Origin of the sequence: Paenibacillus nuruki (assembly GCF_001721045.1) — a bacterium.
GTDB lineage: Bacteria > Bacillota > Bacilli > Paenibacillales > Paenibacillaceae > Saccharibacillus > Saccharibacillus nuruki.
In genome coordinates this window covers 61,503-81,876 of record NZ_MDER01000001.1, presented here as the reverse complement: position 1 = coordinate 81,876, position 20,374 = coordinate 61,503, and the positions used below count along the sequence as shown (strand labels likewise).

Below are 20,374 nucleotides of genomic sequence, written 5' to 3'. Positions count from 1 at the left end.
CAAATCATGAGTCGTTTATTGCGTAAACCTCAACAACAACTTCTCAGCACAGGGGTAACTCTGCTACATGAAGTGAATCAAGATAATTCTCCTTTACACTATGTAGGATTCAAAATGATAGATATCGAACCCGGTGCGACATATAGCGAAGCACTGGGAAAAACCGAATGTTGTATTGTAGCCGTCACAGGCCAAATTACAGTTAGCGATCATGAACAGACGTTTACCGGAGTAGGAACACGTGCAAGTGTTTTTGAGAAAAAGCCTACAGATAGCGTTTATATTTCAAATGATCGTGCATTTACTATTACTGCAGAGACAACAGCTAGAGTGGCTTTATGTTATTCACCTTCTATCGAACAACGTCCAACCCGTATGATTCAAGCTGCCGAAAATGGTGTTGAGCATCGTGGAAAATATAACAATCAGCGTCTGGTGCATAATATTTTGCCAGACTCTGATCAGACGGTGAATAGTCTTTTGGTCGTTGAAGTCATCACAGAAAGTGCGAACTGGTCCAGTTATCCACCTCATAAGCATGATGTTGATCAATTGCCTGCGGAATCGTTATTAGAAGAAACATACTATCATGAGATCGATCCTGCGCAAGGATTTGTATTTCAACGTGTGTATACTGATGATCGTTCACTAGATGAGACGATGGCGGTTGAACATCGGAATGTTGTGATCGTGCCTGTCGGTTATCATCCTGTAGGTGTGCCTGACGGATACACTTCGTATTATCTTAATGTGATGGCAGGACCCAAGCGCATCTGGAAATTCCACAACGATCCTGATCATGAATGGATATTGCAACGTTAAGCTGATGATCAAGCTTGTACAGAATAGAAATTTGTGAAGGAAACGGAGTGGAAGAACAGATGAAGTACGAATTAAAAAGTGAACGTGTTTTCGATATTATTGCGATTGGTAGAGCCTGTATAGATCTGAACGCTACAGAATACAATCGTCCTATGGAAGAAACGATGACGTTCACCAAATACGTCGGTGGATCACCTGTTAATATCGCAATTGGAAGTTCCAAATTAGGGCTCAAAACAGGCTTTATCGGGAAGCTAGCAGATGATCAACATGGTCGCTTTATTGCTAACTATATTCAGAATCTAGGTATCGATACCACAGGAGTCGTAATTGATCGAGCAGGTCACAAAACAGGGCTTGCTTTTACCGAAATCAAAAGCCCTGAAGAATGCAGTATTCTGATGTATCGTGATAATGTAGCCGATCTGTACTTGGAACCTAGTGAAGTAGATGAAGACTATATCCGACAAACAAGTACTTTATTGGTATCAGGTACTGCTCTTTCGCAAAGTCCTTCACGGGAAGCTGTACTCAAAGCAGTCAGTCTCGCGCGTAAACACAACGTAAAAGTGATTTTTGAATTAGATTATCGTCCATATACATGGAACTCTATAGAAGAAACGGCTATCTATTATGCACTGGTTGCCGAGCAAGCAGATATTGTGATCGGAACACGCGATGAATTCGATATTCTTGAACATCGTAAAGGAGAAAATGAGCAAACGATCGCTTATTTATTCCAGCATCTTCCGCAACTGATTGTAATCAAGCATGGTGTCGAAGGATCATATGCCTATACAAAGATAGGTCAACGTTTTCAAAGTAAAGCGTATATCACTCAAGTATTGAAAACATTTGGCGCAGGTGATTCGTATGCTTCTGCTTTTCTGTATGCTTTATTTGCAGGTAAAGATATCGAGACCGCTCTCAAATACGGCAGTGCTTCAGCATCGATCGTGGTGAGCAAGCATAGTTCTTCTGAAGCCATGCCTACAGTAAATGAAATTGAACAATTGATTACAGCAGATGAAAAAGAGGCACAATACAGATAGAGGTGACATGATGCAAACCATTCGGCTGACAACAGCACAAGCCTTAATCCGTTTTTTGAATGCCCAATATATCCATGTAGATGGTCAAGAATTTCCTTTTGTCGAAGGGATATTTACTATTTTTGGACATGGTAACGTACTGGGAATCGGTCAAGCATTAGAACAAGAATCCGGTCATCTCAAAGTCATACAAGGTAAAAATGAACAAGGAATGGCTCATGCGGCTATCGCATACAGCAAGCAAATGTTACGTCAAAAAATATATGCGGTTACCACATCGGTAGGGCCAGGAGCAGCGAATCTAGCAGCGGCGGCAGGGACAGCATTATCTAATAACATTCCAGTATTATTTTTACCTGGAGATACGTTTGCTACAAGACAGCCTGATCCTGTACTTCAACAGATTGAACAAGAATATAGTGCAGCGATTACAACCAATGATGCGTTAAAACCATTATCACGCTATTGGGATCGGATCACTCGTCCTGAACAATTAATGTCTAGCTTACTACGAGCTTTTGAAGTGATGACTGATCCTGCCAAAGCTGGCCCAGCTACGATCTGTATTGCGCAAGATGTAGAAGGAGAAGCTTATGATTATGATGTAGCCTTTTTTGCACGTCGGGTTCATTATTTAGATCGTAAATTGCCTACGATGCGCGAATTAACAGGAGCAGCTGCATTAATCCAATCCAGTCGTAAGCCAGTGATCATTGTAGGTGGTGGAGCTAAATATTCGCAAGCACGGGATATATTGATCCAATTATCTGAAAAGCATCATATTCCATTAGTAGAAACACAAGCAGGTAAAGCAACAGTTGAATATACATTTGCTAATAATCTAGGTGGTATAGGCATAACCGGGACACTTGCCGCGAATCAAGTGGCAAGACAAGCTGACTTAGTGATTGGTATTGGTACAAGGTACACTGATTTTGCAACATCTTCCAAAACGGCTTTTGATTTTGAAAATGGTCAATTTTTAAATATTAATGTTAGCCGTGCTCAAGCATACAAATTGGATGCTTTTCAAATGGTAGCGGATGCTAGAACAGCCTTGGAACAACTGTCTCCTTTATTAGAAGGATACGTTAGTGAATTTGGAGATCAGATTCAGCAATTCAAAGCAGAATGGAATCAGGAACGAGATCGTTTAAGTAAGATTACTTTTCAGCGGGACAATTTTAAGCCAGAAGTAAGCGATCAATTTGATCAACAGATGCTCAATGAATATGCCGATGCACTTCAGACTGAATTACCACAGACGACAGCATTGATCGCTATCAATGAAGTTATTCCAGCAGATAGCATTATTATTGGCTCAGCAGGATCATTGCCAGGTGATCTACAACGCATTTGGAATCCTACAGTGGCTAACACGTATCACTTGGAATATGGATACTCTTGTATGGGGTACGAGGTGTCTGGTGCTCTAGGGATTAAGTTAGCTGTACCTGACAAAGAAGTGTATTCTATTGTTGGTGACGGTAGCTTTCTCATGTTACACTCTGAATTGATTACAGCGATTCAATACAATCATAAGATCAATATTATTCTTTTTGATAATGCAGGTTTTGGCTGTATTAATAATCTACAAATGGAGAACGGTGGAGATAGCTATTTCTGCGAATTCCGTACTCACGATCAACGGATTATGAATATTGATTATGCCAAAGTAGCTGAAGGTTATGGCGCCAAGTCTTACAAAGTGAATACGATAGAACAATTGCAGGCGGCTTTGAAAGATGTAGCACAGCAATCGAACTCCACATTGATCGAGATCAAAGTATTACCGAAAACAATGACCAATGGCTATGATAGCTGGTGGAATGTGGGCGTGGCTGAAGTCTCTGACAACGAAAAGATTCATGAAGTATTTGAAGCTAGACAACATCAGTTAAAAAAAGCTAAACAATATTAAAATAGGCTCTTCTGAAATGATGATGATTAAAGGAGAGATGACATGTGCGAACCGTATCAATGAAATCTATGCTAATAGAAGCTTTAGCAGGTGGTTATGCTGTCGGGCAGTATAATATAAACGGTGTGCAATGGGTACAAGCGATTTTGCGAGCAGCAGAAGAGGAACAAGCACCTGTGATTCTAGCAGCTTCTGATCGATTGGTAGACTATCTAGGTGGATATGCACTGATTGCTGCTATCGTAGACCTTTCGATACAAGCGTTATCCATTACAGTACCTGTCTCTTTACACTTAGATCATGGCATCAGTGTAGAACGTTGTAAAAAAGCTATTGATAGTGGATTCAGCTCTGTCATGATTGATGGTTCACATCATTCGATCGAACAAAATATAACCATGACTCGTGAAGTGGTAGAGTACGCTAGAGCATATGGCGTATCGGTTGAAGCAGAAGTGGGCACTGTAGGTGGTATGGAAGATGGACTCATTGGAGGCATTCAATATGCAGACCCGCTTGAATGTGATCGACTGGTCAAAGAAACAGGGATCGATGCATTAGCCGCTGCACTCGGTTCAGTGCATGGTCCTTATCAAGGTGAGCCTGTACTTGGATTTGCTGAAATGAAGCATATTGCAGAATTAACATGCATTCCGTTAGTTCTACATGGAGGTTCAGGTATTCCACAGCATCAGATCCAGCAAGCCATCGCATTAGGGCATGCCAAGATCAATGTAAATACCGAATGTATTCAAGCATGGGCATTAGCTGTTCGCCAAGTATTGAATCAAGACACTCATATATATGATCCAAGTAAAATCCTTACCCCCGGTACTGAAGCGATCCAAGCAGTGGTGCAAAGTAAAATGCAGGAATTTGGTACAAGTGGTCAAGCGAATGCCAACTATTCTAAAGTATAATAAGTCGCTTCCCATCAGGATAAAGCTAATATTCCATTAAAAAGACATATCTTGTTCTAAGTTATTCTTAGAGTAAGATATGTCTTTTTGAGTCCTTTTATTTACAAATATATAATTCAATTCGATGCTCACGACAGAACGAATGGTATTCTTCTGATAATGCACCAGAGGTGATCAATACATCGACTTCATGCAAAGGAGCATAGGTAAGCTGAGTAGATTTGCCGAATTTGGAGGCATCTGCTAGCAAATATAAAGTCTGAGCTTTTTCAGCGATTCGTTTTTTTATTTCGTACTCCAAAATATCAGAGTTGGTCAACCCATGAGCAATCGATACACCCGTAGCCGCCATAAAAGCCTTGCTGATATTATATTTATCCAAAATATGTAGATCATCAATACTAACAAATGATTTGGTTTTGCGTTTGTAGCGATTACCAATTGTGATCAGCGTAATATTTTCAAAAGCGACAGCCGCATTAATCACATCCAGACTGTTGGTCAAAATGGTTAACTGTTGAGAAGAAGGAAGGAACTCAATCATATTGCGAGTCGTTGTGCCCGAATCGATAAAAATCAAATCTTGATCTTCTACGAGTGCAGCCGCTTGTTGTCCAATTTTCACTTTTTCAGGATGATTAGTATGATCCCGATTTTCAAATGGAATTAGAGCAGGGGTTACAGAAGTCACTCCACCGTATACCTTTTGAATCGTTCCTTTTTCAAGGATTTGATTCACATCACGCCGGACAGTATTTTTAGAAACGTTAAAATATTCACAAAGTTCATCTAAAGAAACTGTACCCACCGAGTGAATATAATCTTCAAGATGTTGTAGCCTTTTTTCCTTCATACGATTGAACTCCTGTCTTGTTGAAAATAGTACTCAAAATATAACATATGACCAAAAGTTAATCAATAGTTAATCTTAAAACAATAATTTGAAGTCCAAAATCACAAAAAAAGCAAGTTCTCTATGATCAAAAACAGAGAACTTGCTAATACCGCTTCTATTCATTATATGATTTCAATAACCCTTTAATAAAAATATGCTGTAATTCCATATCTGGATTAAGTACTAAGATATCAGCACGTTTACCGATTTCAAGACTACCTGTCTGTTCGTATAATCCTAGTTCACGCGCAGGATTACCACTACCTGCGGCAGAAGCTTGTAGAATCGATAGCCCTACTTGCTGAATTAAAAAGCGGAAACCTTCGATCATGGTTAAACGGCTACCTGCAAGTGTTCCGCTATCATCCGGCAAAGTCGCTATACCATTGAGGACTTTGACAGGTTGATCACCCAGCATATATTCGCCATCCCCAAGCCCGGCAGCAGACATCGCATCGGTAATCAGGATTAAATTATCTTGTTGCTTAAGTTGAGCTAAGATTGATACTGCCGCAGGGTGAACATGAATCCCATCTGCTATAATTTCGGCATGAATCGAAGGGGTACTTAGTACTGCACCGGCTACTCCCGGTTTGCGATGATGAAGTGGAGTCATTGCATTAAATGTATGAACCGCATGGTTAAGTCCTTGTTCGACCGCTAACATGATCTCTTCATAAGAAGCATCGGTATGACCTGCGGCAGCTGTAATGTCATGCTGACGTAGCCATGAGATCAGTTCCAAAGCACCTTCTCGTTCAGGAGCTAGAGTAAGTTGTTTGATTAGCCCCGGATAACGAGATTCCCATTGCTCTAACCATTCGATATTTGGGAGTACGATATGTTCTGGATTTTGAGCACCAGGCCACTTAGGACTGATAAAAGGGCCTTCTAGATGCACGCCTTCGATCTGTGCACCGGGCATTTGTCCATTTTGCATATAAGCATAGACTTGTTCTAATACATGATCGATATCAGCATGAGGTGCGGTCATCGTTGTCGCTAGTAGAGCTGTCGTTCCTTGACTGGCATGAAAAGAAGTAATCGTATCTAATACGTGTGGATCGGAATCCATAAAATCGGCACCCATCCCACCATGCACATGGATATCAATAAAGCCGGGAATCACAAGTCCAGATTTGGCATCATATGTTGTCTGTTCTTTCCATATCGGAGCGTTCGCTGTAGAACCTACATACGTAATCGTCTGATCTTGGACTTGTACTGTTCCATTTTCAATCACTTTTGTAGGTGTAACCACACGTCCATGAATAATTTGAAAGGAATGTGGTACATCTGTTGAAATAGACATTACTGGAACAACCTCCCTGCTTCTGCATCCAGCAGTACAGTAACGTTGGAATGCAGTTGTAATAGTGAAGCAGGGCATTGTGTTGTGATCGGACCTGTTACGGCACGATGGATAATTTCAGCTTTGTCTGCACCACGTACAAGCAGTAGAATTTGGCGAGCTTTCATAATACTACCTACACCCATCGTAATCGCTTGTGCTGGAACGTCATCCACCGAACCAAAGTAACGAGAATTCGCTTCTCGGGTCTGTTCTAATAATGTCACGACATGAGTCGCAGGATTCAAACTATCATCGGGTTCATTGAATCCAATATGCCCATTATGTCCAATGCCTAGAACTTGTAGATCAATCACCGCTTCAGACAACATTTCATCATACAGGCGACATTCGGCATCCAAATCGGTTGCTTGTCCATCAGGCACATGAGTATTTTCAAGATTAATATCAATATGATTAAATAAATGCTCGTTCATAAATGTACGATAGGAAGCTGGATGTTCTGTCGGTAGACCTGCATATTCATCCAGATTGTAACTTTTCACTTTGGCAAAACTGACTAATCCTTGCTTATGAATCTGAATCAATTCACGATACAAGCCTACAGGCGTACCTCCTGTAGCCAATCCTAATACAGCACGAGGAGAAGTTTGTACCAGACTAGCAACAATATGAGCAGCTACCTTGTGAAAATCTTCTTCATGAGTCACTTTGATTACATTAGCCATTATTCAAAACCTCCTGAGTCTTTGCGATAACGTTGCACATTTTTATAAGATAGCTCCAACTTCGCTACAGAATCGTTAAATTGGGCGCTAATCATACCGGTAAATAAAATATCAATAATATGCAGTTGAGCAATCCGTGAAGCCATATCTCCACGGCGAACACCTTGTTCCAATGATGATGAAAATAAAGCGATATCCGCCATCGAAGCGAGCTTATTGTTGCTGTATTGAGTCAGTGATAATACAGTCGCTCCATTATCTTTGGCACATGATAATGCATCGATCGTTTCTTTAGTTTCCCCAGAATACGAAATCGCTAACGCTACATCTTCTGAAGAAAGTGTAGAAGCAGAAGTGATTTGCATATGAGAATCAGAAAACGATGTACTGTTTTTACCGACTCGAATCAATTTCTGATAAAAGTCTTGCGCTACAATAGATGAGGTAGCGATACCATACAGATCAATCCGACGTGCACGGGTAAGGTAACCTATCGCTTGCTCAAGCTTGGGTAAATCGAGTAAACGGGTAGTATCGTTGATCGATGTAATATGATTGGTTTCAATCGCTTTAACAATCTCTGCAAGCGGATTACCTGCAATAATATCTTGATACGAACTGGGAATGGACTGTTGCGCTAATTCACTAGCTAACTTCATTTTGAAATCAGGAAAGCCTTCGAAATGAAATGTTTTGCAGAAGCGAGTAACAGTAGCAGGACTGATGCCACATTGAGTCGCTAACTGTGTAATCCCAAGCCGAATAACAGTGGAAGGTTGTTGCAAAATATAATGAGCCAGTCGGCGCTCTTGAGGAGATAAACTTTCGATGCGTTGCTCCAACATATGCAAAATAGGAGACAAGTTTAACCCTCCCTAATGAAAATTATTTTTATTTTATAATAATATATATAGAAAATTATTTTCTTTCACCATTATCTTAAAGCACCCTAACAAAGATTGCAACTCATAAATTTCTATTTTGGGGCATGATTATAAATAAAGCAGATTAGAGTGGATGGAGTATGAAATGTTGCTCCATTATAGATGTACAATATATGATCCGGACTCATCTAAAAAATGATCACGAGTAACGGATTCCCCCAAAAATGAACGATAAGCATTAATCGTTCCATCATGAGAAACAATATAATATATTAACAAAAAGAGTCTGCATCCTTATACAAAAGGATACAGACTCTCTAAATTTACTTCATCTCATCATTATTATGGTGCAGAGCGGATCACACTATCATTCTTAACTCCATAACACCCTAGTTAAGCCGTCTGCTTATGACTGCGATATTCTGGTAAAATCAATCTCCATACCATCCAGATCAAGACGATCATTTGAGGGATAAAGGTCTCCCATGTCGGATACATACCGATCCAACTGATCGAAGGTAATTCTGCCACTGTATGTGCAGGGAATTTACCTGCCACTTGAAGGGCATGAATACTTTCGCCCAGAAAACGAAATACCAGATAATAAATCAATACTGTTGCCGTTAAGAAGAACGGACGAATCGGTAATTTCACACTGAACTTAATAATCAGTACAGCAATCACAATCAGAATGACAAGGGCAATCGCTATACCCAAAATGAATTGCGAAAGAGCAATCGCAGGGGCCATACCGATATAGAAAATCGCTGTTTCGGCACCTTCACGTAAAATGGCGAGTCCGGAGACAATCGCTAATGACCATAGACTGCCACGTTCTAAAGCACCACTGACTTGATTTTCAATATAAGTATTCCAATTTTTTAAGTTGGCTTTCTGATGTAACCAGTGTCCTACACTAAGCATCATCACAACAGCGACGAGGCCGGTAATCCCTTCGATCATTTCACGTGTACTACCGCTACTCGATACTTGAGAGAACGCATAGACAAAGATCACTGCCATAACACCACTGAGCACTAGACCTGAAATAGCACCAGACCAGATATACTGTCCTGCGGTACGGCTACCACTGCGTTTGGCATAAGCGAGTAGAGCAGCTAATACCAGAATCGCTTCTAGACCTTCACGTAATAAAATAATCGCTGCATCCCAAGCTGTATACGATGTTTTGGATGTTAAAGGAGTGAGTTCATCCAGCATCGTCTGAATTACAGTACTAGCTTGTGTCCATACAGGAGGATTAGATACTAAATATCCTTGTACTTCAGCCATTTCATTTTCAATCGAAGTATAGGTCGAAGCCGAAGAAATCTGTACTTCTCCTTCAACCAGAGGCCACATCGAGATAAATTGAGTCATCAGATCAGATGCTTTGCTCTGATCTTGAGCTGTTGTGGCTGTCTGTACTTGTTGAAGTAACGTCACAGCATCACTTAAGCGAACAGTACCACTCGCAGGAGCCGTATCTGCAATATCGCCTGCGGCATATTCGTTGAGTAGTTTAATAAGAGCTTGAGTATCTGCTTTGGCTTGTTCTTCACGTGGAGGATCAGCCTGTAAAGCTACACGGATCATACTCATTTTGATCTCTAGTTGACTATACACCGTAAAATTATCGGCACGAATCGCATTCTCAACATCCGGCCATGAATTGACGATCTGTTTATAACTATCTTGAGCGGCTTGCCAGTTACGTTCATCAATATGTTGAATCGTCGTATCTGCAAGTGGAAGAATTACTTTCACAGCGGTTAACCCTTGCTGAGAAGGTCCATTGTTATCTGTCGTTGTACCGCTTGCTTTGGCTTGACTTGCTTCTGCATACGTATTGACTGCACGTGCTAGTGTACCTAGCGCAGAGGTAGCTGCTTTGGGATCAGACGAAGCCCCAGCAAGCGCTGTCTGTGCATCCGTCAGAGCTGTATTGACTGCGCCAGCTTCTGTTGAAGCGGTAGATGTATCAATCGTTTGCCATGCTGTGGCGAAAGTATCTAATTCCTGCTTGGCATCTGTCCATTTCTGCTGTCCAGCATCGACAAGCGCACTACCTACAAGCGGTAACAGTTGATCGATAGAGGAAGAATCGGTAGCAGATGCTTGTGCAGTAGATATTCCTACGCTCAAAGGTGTTCCACCTAAAACAATCAATAGACTCAAGCAAAGCATAAACCTGATCAACAGGGCACTTTTACGCATAGCCTAGAACCCTCTTTTCTATATCAAAATAAATAACGAGCGGTTATACCAATTCATCTCCGATATAACCGCCTTGCTGTACACCCGGAAAACAAGCAAAAACAGCACTTCCGATATGCTGAATATATTCATTCAATGCGTCAATCTGTGCGAGTCTTTGCTGCATAGGAATAAATTGTTTGTCGATACTGCGCTGATAACTGATAAAAAACAATCCTGCATCCAATTGTCCAGTAACTTTATCCATCCCACTAGAGTAAGAATAAGGACGACGCAAAATCTGCATACTTCCATCTCCACGAGCTACACGCATATGTGCATTCATCGGAATAACAGGTTTGCCTGAAGCATCTTTGGCTTCCATATCGCCACGATCAAATTCATGATGTGAACCGATTGGAGCACCACTGACCCGTTCCCGTCCAAACGTATTTTCCTGATCTGCTAGACTGGAGCGATCCCATACTTCGATACGCATCCGAATACGACGAACGACCATATAACTACCGTTGGTCATCCAACCTGCACCATCTTGCGGTTGTACCCAGACAACTTCATTCATCATCGAGTTGTCTTTGACACTTGGATTAGCAGTTCCATCTTTGAAGCCCATTAGATTCCGTGGAGTAGCTTGATTCGGATCTGCTGCACTACTGCGCTGGAATCCTTCTTGACTCCAACGGAGAACCGCAGAACCACGAGCAATTCGGATCAAGTTACGCATTGCGTGAAAAGCGACCTGCATATCATCTGCACAAATTTGTACGGCTAGATCGCCACCGCACCATTCCGATTGTAGATTATCTCCATTAAAGGCAGGCAAGTCTGCAAAATTAGCAGGCTTTTTGCCAGATAGTCCAAATCGATGATCAAATAAAGCAGGGCCTGCGCCAAACGTAATCGTCAACTTGGAAGAAGAAAGTCCAGCCGCTTCACCTGTATCAGCAGGCGGAAGATTCGGATTTTCATTTTGCCCATCTAACAATTCGCCAGCCATCAACGAAGCACTGGCTTTCGTCCATGCTTGAAATAAGCGACGTAAACCTGCTGCATCACTTAACGTCACATCAAAAGAAGCAAAGCACATAAAGTTCTGACTTGGTGTAACAATCCCTGATTGATGAGTGCCATAAAAAGAATGCTCATCGCCTACGTTTGTAATACCTGTCGTTACATTTTCAGCACTACCCGGCGTATCTGATAAAGGTTGTTTGGTCAGTCCAGTAGCTTTCATAATTCCAAGCGCGCCTGAACCTCCTAAAAGAAGCCCAACGCCAGAAGCGCCTGCTAACCGCAACATATCGCGACGGCTAACAGGCTTTTTGAATACTCCAGTTTGAGATTCTGTCGACACTTCTGTAGAAGAATCGACATCAGATTGAACAGGAGTTGATTTTGTTTTATTTTCGGAAGAGTCTTTTTTGCTCATAATAATTACACCCCTAAAATTGTACCCATCTGGGATAAAGGTTCAGCCAAAGCATCAAGGTTCTGACTTAATGTACGAATATCTTCTTTAGTTAATTTGTCATACGTAACATATCCACCGTCTTTAGTAGCAAAAGGAGCTAATTCTTTATTTAACGCATCAAAACGTTCGCCGATTTGTTTTTCCAAATCAGGATCTTTTTCAGCCAAACGTGGTTTGAGGATTTCGTAGATTTTTTCTGCACCTTCTACATTGGCTACAAAATCATACAAGTCGGTATGAGAGTAACGTTCTTCTTCACCTGTGATTTTGGAAGAAGAAACTTCATTCAGTAGTTCAACGGCTCCAACCACAAGCATACTTGCATCGATTTCAACCGTTTCGACTTTAGCACGTAACAACTGTGCATCTTGCAAAAGACGATCCGCATATTCACTCATACCATCGGTTGTTTTCTTTTCCCAAAGAGCTTGTTCAATCTTGTGGAATCCGCGCCAGTCTTTATCATCCACATCGCCTGCACGAGCATCGATATCAGGATCAAGATTTCCTAACGCTTCGGCAATCGGCTCGATCCGTTCATAATGCATACGAGCTGGAGCATATAGCGCTTGAGCTTCTTTTAATTTCCCTGCTTTGACCGCTTCCGTAAATTTCTCTGTCTCTGTTACAAAGGAATCAATCTCACCGATCGCATATGTACGATATTGTTCGGTTTCATTTTTAAAATCAGCTGTTGTAGTTGTTGCTTCGGTAGATGAGGTGGACGCTGCTGGTGTTGTAGTCGTTGCTTCTGTTGTTGCTGGAGCTGTGGTTGTATTGGTAGCAGCTTGATTCCCACAAGCGGCAAACAGTACAGAAGATAAAAGAATTGTAGCTGGTAAAGTTACACGTGCTTTCATTAAATTACACTCCTTAATAATGATAATCGTTCTCAATTATTAATCTATCATAATGGTGAACGATAAGAGCGTCAATCTTTATTTTTATGTAAATGGATACAAGGGGGATTGAACATAAGACGGGGGGTGGGGGAGTGGCGAAGGGTGTGAGGGAATATCGCTCTGGTAAAGGATCATTCATACGATCGCTGTTAAGATCGGATATATTGAATTCTGTTTTCAACAGATTATATCCGATCTTAAAGGCGAACGCTTCGCTTCTGCTGAACGATTCCTTTACCTCCGCTAGGTTCGGTGAGCACCTTTGCCGGATGTTTAGTAGGGAGTGCTTATTTTCAATCAGGGGGGAGGAGGTAGGAAAGAGGATAAGGGAATAAAAATATAGTTATATTTTATTTGGAATGAATGAAGAATGAATGGATAAAACATACAAATCTTATTTGTTATTAAAATAGATTAATCTAATTGTATTGTTTAATCTTGTTGCTTAATTTTAGAGGGAAATTAACTTTACGGGCATATGCTAAAGTAAGAAATGATATATAAAACAATAATGTAGATAAGCACCTCTAGCGGAGCAAACGGAATCGTTCTGGAGAAGCGTAGCGTTCGCCTTTAAGAATAGATATCCTCTGCGACAGCAGATTTCAAAGATATCTATTCTTAACAGCGATCAGAAGAATGATCCGTTTGGGTAGCGGAATGACCTTTACCAGCCTCACATATCTGCGATTCACTTCACACTAAAGTACCTATTTTTCAACTTCATCTGCAAATATAATTTAGCATTCTCTGTCTAGTATCCTTGTTTCTTGTTTAATAAAGAACATACTTAATTTGTTAACCCATCACTACAAATCATTGAACATACCCGAGGAGGAAGTAATAATGACAATTAAAGCAGTTATTTTTGATCTTGATGGCGTGATTGTATCGACAGATCAGTATCATTTTGAGGCATGGAGTAAAATCAGTGAAGAAGAAGGCATTCTTTTTAATGAAACGATCAATCATCAGTTGCGCGGAGTAAGCCGGATGGAGAGTCTGGATATTATTTTGCAACGTGCGACCAAAACATACTCGGATGAAGAAAAATTGCAATTGGCAGAGAAAAAGAATGAGTACTATCGCCAATCGTTGCACCATTTAAGCCCAAGCGATCTTTTGCCGGGAGTAGAATATACGTTAAAAACATTGAAACAAAATAATATCAAAATCGCGATTGGTTCTTCGAGCAAAAACACACCGACTATTCTGAAGCAGATTGGTCTGGATAAAGAGTTCGATGCGATTGCAGATGGTAACGATATTACTCGTAGTAAGCCTGATCCTGAAGTCTTTTTGCTAGCGGCAACTCGTCTGGATATCGTACCGGAAGAATGTCTGGTTGTAGAAGATGCGTTAGCAGGTGTGGAAGCGGCGATTGCAGGTAAAATGAATGTGGCTGCTGTAGGTGAAACATTGCGTAGTTCAGATGCAGACTACTATCTGGAAAGTGTCGATGAATTGCTTGAATTAGTATTATAACTTGAACACCCTCCAAAACCTGATATGATGAATATATCTTAAATTCATTCTGGGATAAAGACAATGAATAGATAGAATATTTGGATAGATGGATATGGAGGGACTTGTATGGATTATACTTCAACATTTGATCATACACCTGAGCGCATAGGGACTGGTTCAGAGAAATGGGATGCACTGCATAAGCATTTTGGCAAAGAAGATATTATTCCTTTGTGGATAGCAGATATGGATTTTGCGGCACCTTTGCCTGTACAGGAGGCTATACGTCAACGGATTGAACATGGCGTACTTGGATACACATTTCGTACCGATGAGTATCATCAATCTATTGTAAATTGGATGGAGCGTAAGCATCAATGGACGATAGAAAACGACTGGATTGTTTTCACACCTGGTGTTGTATCTGCATTGAACTTTGCGGTGCAAACCTATACGGAACCTGGAGATAAAGTGATTATTCAGACACCGGTGTATCCTCCCTTCTATAATGTAGTCAAAGGGCATGGACGAGAATTGGTCGAAAATCCGCTCATGCAAGATCAGTATGGAGATTATCGTATGGATCTTGAACAGTTAGAGACGGTGCTGGACGAACAGGTGAAAATGTTGATTTTGTGTAATCCACATAATCCGATAGGGCGAGTGTGGACGCGTACAGAGTTAGAACAGTTAGAACATTTATGTGCGAAGTGGAATATTATTGTCGTGTCCGATGAAATTCATGGTGATCTTGTTTATGCACCTCATGCTCATATTCCGTATGCCAGTCTATCTGAATCTGCGATGAACCGTAGTATTATTTGTACAGCACCAAGCAAAACATTTAATATCGCCGGTATGAATACATCTAATATTATTATCCCGAATGAACAATTACGGAATGCATTTGCGTTAAAAATCAATCAATTCGGTGTGGGACAAATTAATACATTTGGCGCTGTAGCCACCCAAGCCGCTTATACGTATTGCGAAGAGTGGTTAGAGCAGTGTAAAGTCTATACTTATCGAAATATGGAGTATGTACAGCAATATATCGCTACGCATATACCGGAATTAGCGGTGCGTCTACCAGAAGCTACGTATTTGCTATGGATCGATTGTAGTAAGCTACGGATGGAGCAATTAGATTTAGTTTCTTTCCTACTGGATCATGCCAAAATTGCGCTGAATGATGGCAATGCATTTGGGATAACAGGTCAAGGATATATGCGTATGAATATCGCTTGTTCACGTTCTTTATTGGAAAAAGCGATGGAGCGATTGCATCATGCTATAAAGACATGGCGAGCCACCCAAGCAGTAACGACCACTTCACACATGAATAATGAATAGATAGATGAATAGGTATGCTTGAAAAAGAAACTTCATCATAATTAAAAACAGACTGTTTTCTATAATACCGACATACAGGTATCTAGAAAGCAGTCTGTTTTGTTTGAGAAATAATCATCTAATTATAGAAAGAAAGACAATTCAGTATTAAATGTAGCTATCCATTTAGATTTGGTTTAGATATTCTACAATGGTAAGCAAGCCTTTATCAAAGTTCTCCAAGTTGAAATGCTCATTCGGTGCATGAAGGTTCTCATCAGGCAGACCGAAGCCCATCAATACTACTGTAGGAGCAATCAGACGAGAGAAAGCTTCAACGATTGGAATGGAACCGCCATCTTTGGTAAATAAGGCACGTGTTCCATAGACCGTTTTGAATGCATCAGCCGCTTTTTGCAACAATTCGCTAGAAGGATCGATATTGAATGCACGCGCTTTTTCACCCGGTTTGATATCAATCGTTGCACCTGTTGGTACATTGGCTTCCAAGTGCTTGATAATTTGATCCAATACATAAGCTGGATCTTGATTAGCCACTAAACGACAAGTGATTTTGGCACTTGCTTCTTTAGGAATAACGGTTTTGCTACCTTCGCCTTGGAAACCACCATACAATCCATTAATTTCAAGTGTCGGACGAGCACCAACACGTTCTACAAACGAATAGCCTTCTTCTCCATGAAGAGATTCAAGAGCTAAAGATTGTTGTAATTTCTTCTCATCAAAAGCTTGTTTGATAAATTCATTACGCATCTCATCAGACAAAGGCAATACGCCTTCATAGAATCCATCGACCAGCACACGACCTTGTTTGTCATGCAAAGAGTTCAACAGTTCTACAATCGAATGAAGAGCATTTGGAACACCGCCACCGAAGCTACCAGAGTGTAGATCCGTATTAGCAGTATGAATCGTAAATTCAAGTGAACATAGTCCACGTAATCCAGTGCAGATCGCTGGTTTACCTTTTTCGATCAAAGACGTATCTGAGATCAATACCGCATCCGCAGACAACATTTCTTTATTGCTTTCCAAAAAGCCAGGTAGATTTGCGCTTGAAATTTCTTCTTCGCCTTCGATACAGAATTTGACGTTAACCGGAAGAGTTCCTTCTTGCTTTAGAATGGCTTCTACTGCTTTGATATGCAAAAAGATTTGACCTTTATCATCAGTTGCACCACGAGCAAATAATTTGTCACCACGAATTGTAGGTTCAAATGGAGGTGTCTCCCATAAGTGTAATGGATCAACAGGTTGTACATCATAATGACCATAGACCAATACCGTTGGTTTGCCAGGGGCATGAAGGTAATCAGCAGTAACAATCGGATGACCTGCTGTTGGATGAATCTCTACATGTTCTAGACCTGCTTTTTTCAATGTTGCAGCTAACCATTCAGCCGCACGTTGCATATCAGGCTTATGCTCTGAAATAGCAGAAATACTTGGAATCGATAACCATTCGTTTAACTCATTTAAATGGTGTTCACGGTTTTCTTGAAAATATGTAGCATAATTCGTCATTATATAATCCTCCTTGGGAAATAGAGATCATTGCTTAAATCTGATAGATCATTTCTATCATCAAAAAGCGTATGTTTCTATTTTACTACGTTTTGCTCCAATTGCGAAAATTTTAACCACAAATCAAATCGATTGATGTTCAAACTCTCTTTTAAAATCGTAGATACCGTATAGATAACATTAGAATATAAAAATAATTTTTGCAGCAACATCATAACGATAAGATTAATGGGTAATGTGTAATAGATCATATACATATTTTATAATATGAACATGGCAAAGCGATGCCTTTTATATTGTCATTAGCCATAAAAATTAGCTGTTGACAAATATGTTTCCCTAGTGCAAAATATGGTCAATGTATTATGTTGCTATTGATATAAAGATAGATAGGCTGTTGCACTTATATTCTAAATCAAATCAGTCAAATATATAGAAGGATAGAGAGAAAGGAGAGAGATGAAGAATGGATTCCAACACAGAATTAAATGCAAAGATAGATGTCAAAAAATCAAACTGGTTACATTCCAGTTCAAGTATCAGTATGGAAGAAGTCAATAATACCGTTAAGATTCCTGAAAATGCTGGATTCTGGCGCAAATTCTTCGCTTTTTCCGGTCCGGGAGCATTGGTTGCTGTTGGATATATGGACCCGGGGAACTGGGCAACTTCAATAGCAGGAGGAGCACGCTTTGGTTACGCCCTATTATCAGTAGTACTGATTTCTAATCTCATTGCTATGTTATTACAAAGTCTGTCTGCCAAATTAGGAATAGTAACAGGTCGAGATTTGGCACAGGCTACCCGTGATACGACTAACAAAAGAACAGCTGTGTTTCTCTGGATACTGACAGAGCTTGCGATTATTGCTACCGATCTAGCTGAAGTTATCGGTTCCGCAATAGCACTGAATTTATTATTTGGTATTCCACTATTATGGGGTATTGTCATCACTACATTTGACGTTTTACTTCTATTACTATTGCAGAAAAAAGGATTTCGGATTATCGAATCGATTATTATCGTATTGATGGCAACGATTTTCTGTATCTTTGTGTTTGAAGTGATTATTTCTAAGCCGGAAATTCATGCGCTATTAGGTGGATATGTACCGAAGTTCGAGATTGTTACGAATCCAGCGATGTTATTTGTCGCTTTGGGGATTTTGGGTGCAACAGTGATGCCACATAATCTATATTTACATTCATCGATTGTACAGACCCGTCAATACAAGCGAACCGAAAAAGGTCGCAAAGAAGCTGTGAAATTTGCGAATATCGATTCGATTCTTTCATTATCGGTCGCTTTTCTAATCAACTCGGCGATTCTTATCTTGGGAGCTTCTGCTTTTTTTGGAACAGGATTGAATGTAAGTGGGATTGAAGATGCATATGCCTTACTTAGTCCAACACTAGGAGTAGGAATCGCCAGTACATTATTTGCAGTAGCTTTACTGGCTTCAGGTCAGAATTCTACGATTACAGGTACACTTGCAGGGCAGATAGTAATGGAAGGATTTATCAACTTACGTATCTCGCCAGTGTTACGCCGAATCATTACTCGTTTATTAGCCGTTATTCCTGCTTTTATTGTGACATGGATTGCAGGTGCTAAAGGAACAGGAGAATTGCTATTGTGGAGTCAGGTAGTACTGAGTCTCCAATTACCATTTGCAATTATTCCATTGGTACGCTTTACAAGCGACCGGGCGAAGATGGGTTCATTTGTAAATCCAGCATGGGTCAAAATTTTGGCATGGATCGCTACAGTCATTATTGTTGCTTTAAATATCTTTTTAATACTTTATATTTTTGCAACAGGTGGCGGTTTTTAAGTAACACATTCATTAAACCTATGAGCTGCATAGTCTATCCAAAAAGCTTTTATCCTTTTTATAGGGGTAAAAGCTTTTTTATTATATTTTCTTTACATTTTTAATATAAAAAAAGTGGTAAAATTTGAATGTTTTTTGATAAAATACTAATCGTTTTCTTTGTTTTTTACGTATATATAAGTAGAACACCTTTGAAACAGAATAAGGCTTGGTCAATAACTAAATATTCCTTTTCAGATTTGTTTGATACACTGTGGTTACAATATATACAACAGTACTTATCAGCTTCATTATAAAAGTTACTGATGAGTAATAATACCTACTTACTCCTATTGATTTATGGTTCTATAGACATGCTATTCCTATTCCTATACCTATATATAGGAATATAAAAATGTCGAAAAAGAACGAATGAGAGGAAAGTGCTATAAATATTATGCAAAATTTACCGATAAACTATATAACAGGCACAAAGTCGCATGAAAGACTCCAATATTACCTAAAATCTAAGGGGGATTCAACCTATGAATTATACTAAATTATCCAACGTAAAAATTATGGAAAAAGCTAAAGCAACTTCTGGTGGATGGTTCCGATTTGTAGAAAATAGCGAAATTAAAAACAATGCTAATGAAATGGAACAATGGGCAGCAATTTACCACGTAGCTAATGACAAATATATCGTAACTAATGATTTTCTAAATGTGGGATTAAACGATCACGCTAACCAAGTGAATGTTGTAGGTTATGGTGATAATTTAGATAGCATTATGTTCGTAATCTGGGAACACCAAAAAGAATCAGGCAAATCATTTACTATTCTTGATGAAATTCGTCAAATCAAAAATGATGAGATCGAAAAAGCAAGCCAAAAATTGTGGGATTGGAACGAAAAAGCAGCAGACAGCACGTACTTCAAGCATGAAATGTTCAACCCATGGGAAGAAAGTTATTGAGCAATGAATGACCGATTCAAAAATAAGCTCTTCTGAACACCTCAGGCTATAGAGGTGCAATCAGGAGAGTTTTTTGTGTTTGGATCGTTTATAATATAAATATAGACGGATTGACG

Annotated in this window: 16 protein-coding genes; 8 read left to right on the top strand and 8 right to left on the bottom strand. The window is 40.0% G+C overall.

What is annotated here, in order from left to right:
- Nucleotides 1-6: 6 nt before the first annotated feature.
- The 4 genes from iolB to fba are packed head-to-tail and all read left to right on the top strand — an operon-like array spanning nucleotide 7 to nucleotide 4,715.
- On the top strand, nucleotides 7-822 hold the full coding sequence (gene iolB, locus PTI45_RS00385) for a 5-deoxy-glucuronate isomerase (protein WP_069325563.1): 816 nt from the start codon (nucleotides 7-9) through the stop codon (nucleotides 820-822).
- A 59-nt stretch (nucleotides 823-881) separates the two neighbouring features.
- A complete protein-coding gene (gene iolC / locus PTI45_RS00380) occupies nucleotides 882-1,874 on the top strand; it encodes a 5-dehydro-2-deoxygluconokinase (protein ID WP_069325580.1) in 993 nt (330 codons plus the stop codon).
- A 7-nt stretch (nucleotides 1,875-1,881) separates the two neighbouring features.
- Complete coding sequence (iolD, locus tag PTI45_RS00375) at nucleotides 1,882-3,795, top strand: 3D-(3,5/4)-trihydroxycyclohexane-1,2-dione acylhydrolase (decyclizing) (RefSeq protein WP_069325562.1); 1,914 nt, start codon at nucleotides 1,882-1,884, stop codon at nucleotides 3,793-3,795.
- A 44-nt stretch (nucleotides 3,796-3,839) separates the two neighbouring features.
- Entirely contained in the window at nucleotides 3,840-4,715 is an 876-nt protein-coding gene (gene fba, locus PTI45_RS00370) for a class II fructose-1,6-bisphosphate aldolase (RefSeq protein ID WP_139129189.1), read from the top strand.
- 97 nt (nucleotides 4,716-4,812) lie between these two features.
- Here fba and PTI45_RS00365 read toward each other — a convergent pair whose 3' ends face one another.
- From PTI45_RS00365 to efeO, 7 genes are all read right to left on the bottom strand, one after another.
- Nucleotides 4,813-5,568 carry a DeoR/GlpR family DNA-binding transcription regulator gene (locus PTI45_RS00365; protein ID WP_069325561.1) on the bottom strand — a complete coding sequence of 252 codons (756 nt, stop codon included), beginning with the start codon at nucleotides 5,566-5,568 and terminating at the stop codon, nucleotides 4,813-4,815.
- Between the two features lie 157 nt (nucleotides 5,569-5,725).
- Entirely contained in the window at nucleotides 5,726-6,922 is a 1,197-nt protein-coding gene (gene nagA, locus PTI45_RS00360; RefSeq protein WP_083243270.1) for an N-acetylglucosamine-6-phosphate deacetylase, read from the bottom strand.
- Complete coding sequence (gene nagB / locus PTI45_RS00355; protein WP_069325560.1) at nucleotides 6,922-7,650, bottom strand: glucosamine-6-phosphate deaminase; 729 nt, start codon at nucleotides 7,648-7,650, stop codon at nucleotides 6,922-6,924. The genes nagA and nagB overlap by 1 nt, the downstream gene beginning before the upstream one ends.
- Nucleotides 7,650-8,513 carry a MurR/RpiR family transcriptional regulator gene (locus PTI45_RS00350; RefSeq protein WP_069325559.1) on the bottom strand — a complete coding sequence of 288 codons (864 nt, stop codon included), beginning with the start codon at nucleotides 8,511-8,513 and terminating at the stop codon, nucleotides 7,650-7,652. The genes nagB and PTI45_RS00350 overlap by 1 nt, the downstream gene beginning before the upstream one ends.
- A gap of 414 nt (nucleotides 8,514-8,927) precedes the next feature.
- Nucleotides 8,928-10,679, bottom strand: coding sequence for an FTR1 family iron permease (locus tag PTI45_RS00345; protein ID WP_245703380.1), 1,752 nt, complete (start codon nucleotides 10,677-10,679; stop codon nucleotides 8,928-8,930).
- Nucleotides 10,680-10,794: 115 nt separating this feature from the next.
- Nucleotides 10,795-12,180, bottom strand: a complete 1,386-nt coding sequence (gene efeB / locus PTI45_RS00340) for an iron uptake transporter deferrochelatase/peroxidase subunit (RefSeq protein ID WP_083243269.1) — start codon at nucleotides 12,178-12,180, stop codon at nucleotides 10,795-10,797.
- A 5-nt stretch (nucleotides 12,181-12,185) separates the two neighbouring features.
- Nucleotides 12,186-13,082 (bottom strand): iron uptake system protein EfeO, encoded by an 897-nt coding sequence (efeO, locus tag PTI45_RS00335; protein ID WP_069325557.1) that lies wholly within the window; start codon nucleotides 13,080-13,082, stop codon nucleotides 12,186-12,188.
- An 888-nt stretch (nucleotides 13,083-13,970) separates the two neighbouring features.
- On the opposite strand from efeO, the gene pgmB reads away from it, so the two are divergent.
- Nucleotides 13,971-14,609, top strand: a complete 639-nt coding sequence (gene pgmB, locus PTI45_RS00330) for a beta-phosphoglucomutase (RefSeq protein ID WP_069325556.1) — start codon at nucleotides 13,971-13,973, stop codon at nucleotides 14,607-14,609.
- A gap of 108 nt (nucleotides 14,610-14,717) precedes the next feature.
- The gene (locus PTI45_RS00325; RefSeq protein ID WP_069325555.1) at nucleotides 14,718-15,944 is read left to right on the top strand and encodes a MalY/PatB family protein; all 1,227 of its coding nucleotides are present in this window, start codon (nucleotides 14,718-14,720) and stop codon (nucleotides 15,942-15,944) included.
- A gap of 165 nt (nucleotides 15,945-16,109) precedes the next feature.
- Here PTI45_RS00325 and PTI45_RS00320 read toward each other — a convergent pair whose 3' ends face one another.
- Nucleotides 16,110-17,468 (bottom strand): dipeptidase, encoded by a 1,359-nt coding sequence (locus tag PTI45_RS00320; RefSeq protein WP_069325554.1) that lies wholly within the window; start codon nucleotides 17,466-17,468, stop codon nucleotides 16,110-16,112.
- A 466-nt stretch (nucleotides 17,469-17,934) separates the two neighbouring features.
- Between PTI45_RS00320 and PTI45_RS00315 the strand changes: the two genes are divergently transcribed.
- Both PTI45_RS00315 and PTI45_RS00310 read left to right on the top strand, forming a co-directional pair.
- Complete coding sequence (locus PTI45_RS00315; protein ID WP_069325553.1) at nucleotides 17,935-19,302, top strand: Nramp family divalent metal transporter; 1,368 nt, start codon at nucleotides 17,935-17,937, stop codon at nucleotides 19,300-19,302.
- Nucleotides 19,303-19,826: 524 nt separating this feature from the next.
- Nucleotides 19,827-20,258 (top strand): hypothetical protein, encoded by a 432-nt coding sequence (locus PTI45_RS00310; RefSeq protein WP_069325552.1) that lies wholly within the window; start codon nucleotides 19,827-19,829, stop codon nucleotides 20,256-20,258.
- Nucleotides 20,259-20,374: the final 116 nt, after the last annotated feature.

Bases quoted from the DNA above. Each gene is read 5' to 3' on its own strand.
- efeB (WP_083243269.1), bottom strand. From the start codon at position 12,180: ATGAGCAAAAAAGACTCTTCCGAAAATAAAACAAAATCAACTCCTGTT.
- PTI45_RS00310 (WP_069325552.1), top strand. From the start codon at position 19,827: ATGAATTATACTAAATTATCCAACGTAAAAATTATGGAAAAAGCTAAA.
- PTI45_RS00320 (WP_069325554.1), bottom strand. From the start codon at position 17,468: ATGACGAATTATGCTACATATTTTCAAGAAAACCGTGAACACCATTTA.
- PTI45_RS00325 (WP_069325555.1), top strand. From the start codon at position 14,718: ATGGATTATACTTCAACATTTGATCATACACCTGAGCGCATAGGGACT.
- nagA (WP_083243270.1), bottom strand. From the start codon at position 6,922: ATGTCTATTTCAACAGATGTACCACATTCCTTTCAAATTATTCATGGA.
- PTI45_RS00365 (WP_069325561.1), bottom strand. From the start codon at position 5,568: ATGAAGGAAAAAAGGCTACAACATCTTGAAGATTATATTCACTCGGTG.
- efeO (WP_069325557.1), bottom strand. From the start codon at position 13,082: ATGAAAGCACGTGTAACTTTACCAGCTACAATTCTTTTATCTTCTGTA.
- iolB (WP_069325563.1), top strand. From the start codon at position 7: ATGAGTCGTTTATTGCGTAAACCTCAACAACAACTTCTCAGCACAGGG.
- nagB (WP_069325560.1), bottom strand. From the start codon at position 7,650: ATGGCTAATGTAATCAAAGTGACTCATGAAGAAGATTTTCACAAGGTA.
- iolC (WP_069325580.1), top strand. From the start codon at position 882: ATGAAGTACGAATTAAAAAGTGAACGTGTTTTCGATATTATTGCGATT.
- pgmB (WP_069325556.1), top strand. From the start codon at position 13,971: ATGACAATTAAAGCAGTTATTTTTGATCTTGATGGCGTGATTGTATCG.
- iolD (WP_069325562.1), top strand. From the start codon at position 1,882: ATGATGCAAACCATTCGGCTGACAACAGCACAAGCCTTAATCCGTTTT.
- PTI45_RS00315 (WP_069325553.1), top strand. From the start codon at position 17,935: ATGGATTCCAACACAGAATTAAATGCAAAGATAGATGTCAAAAAATCA.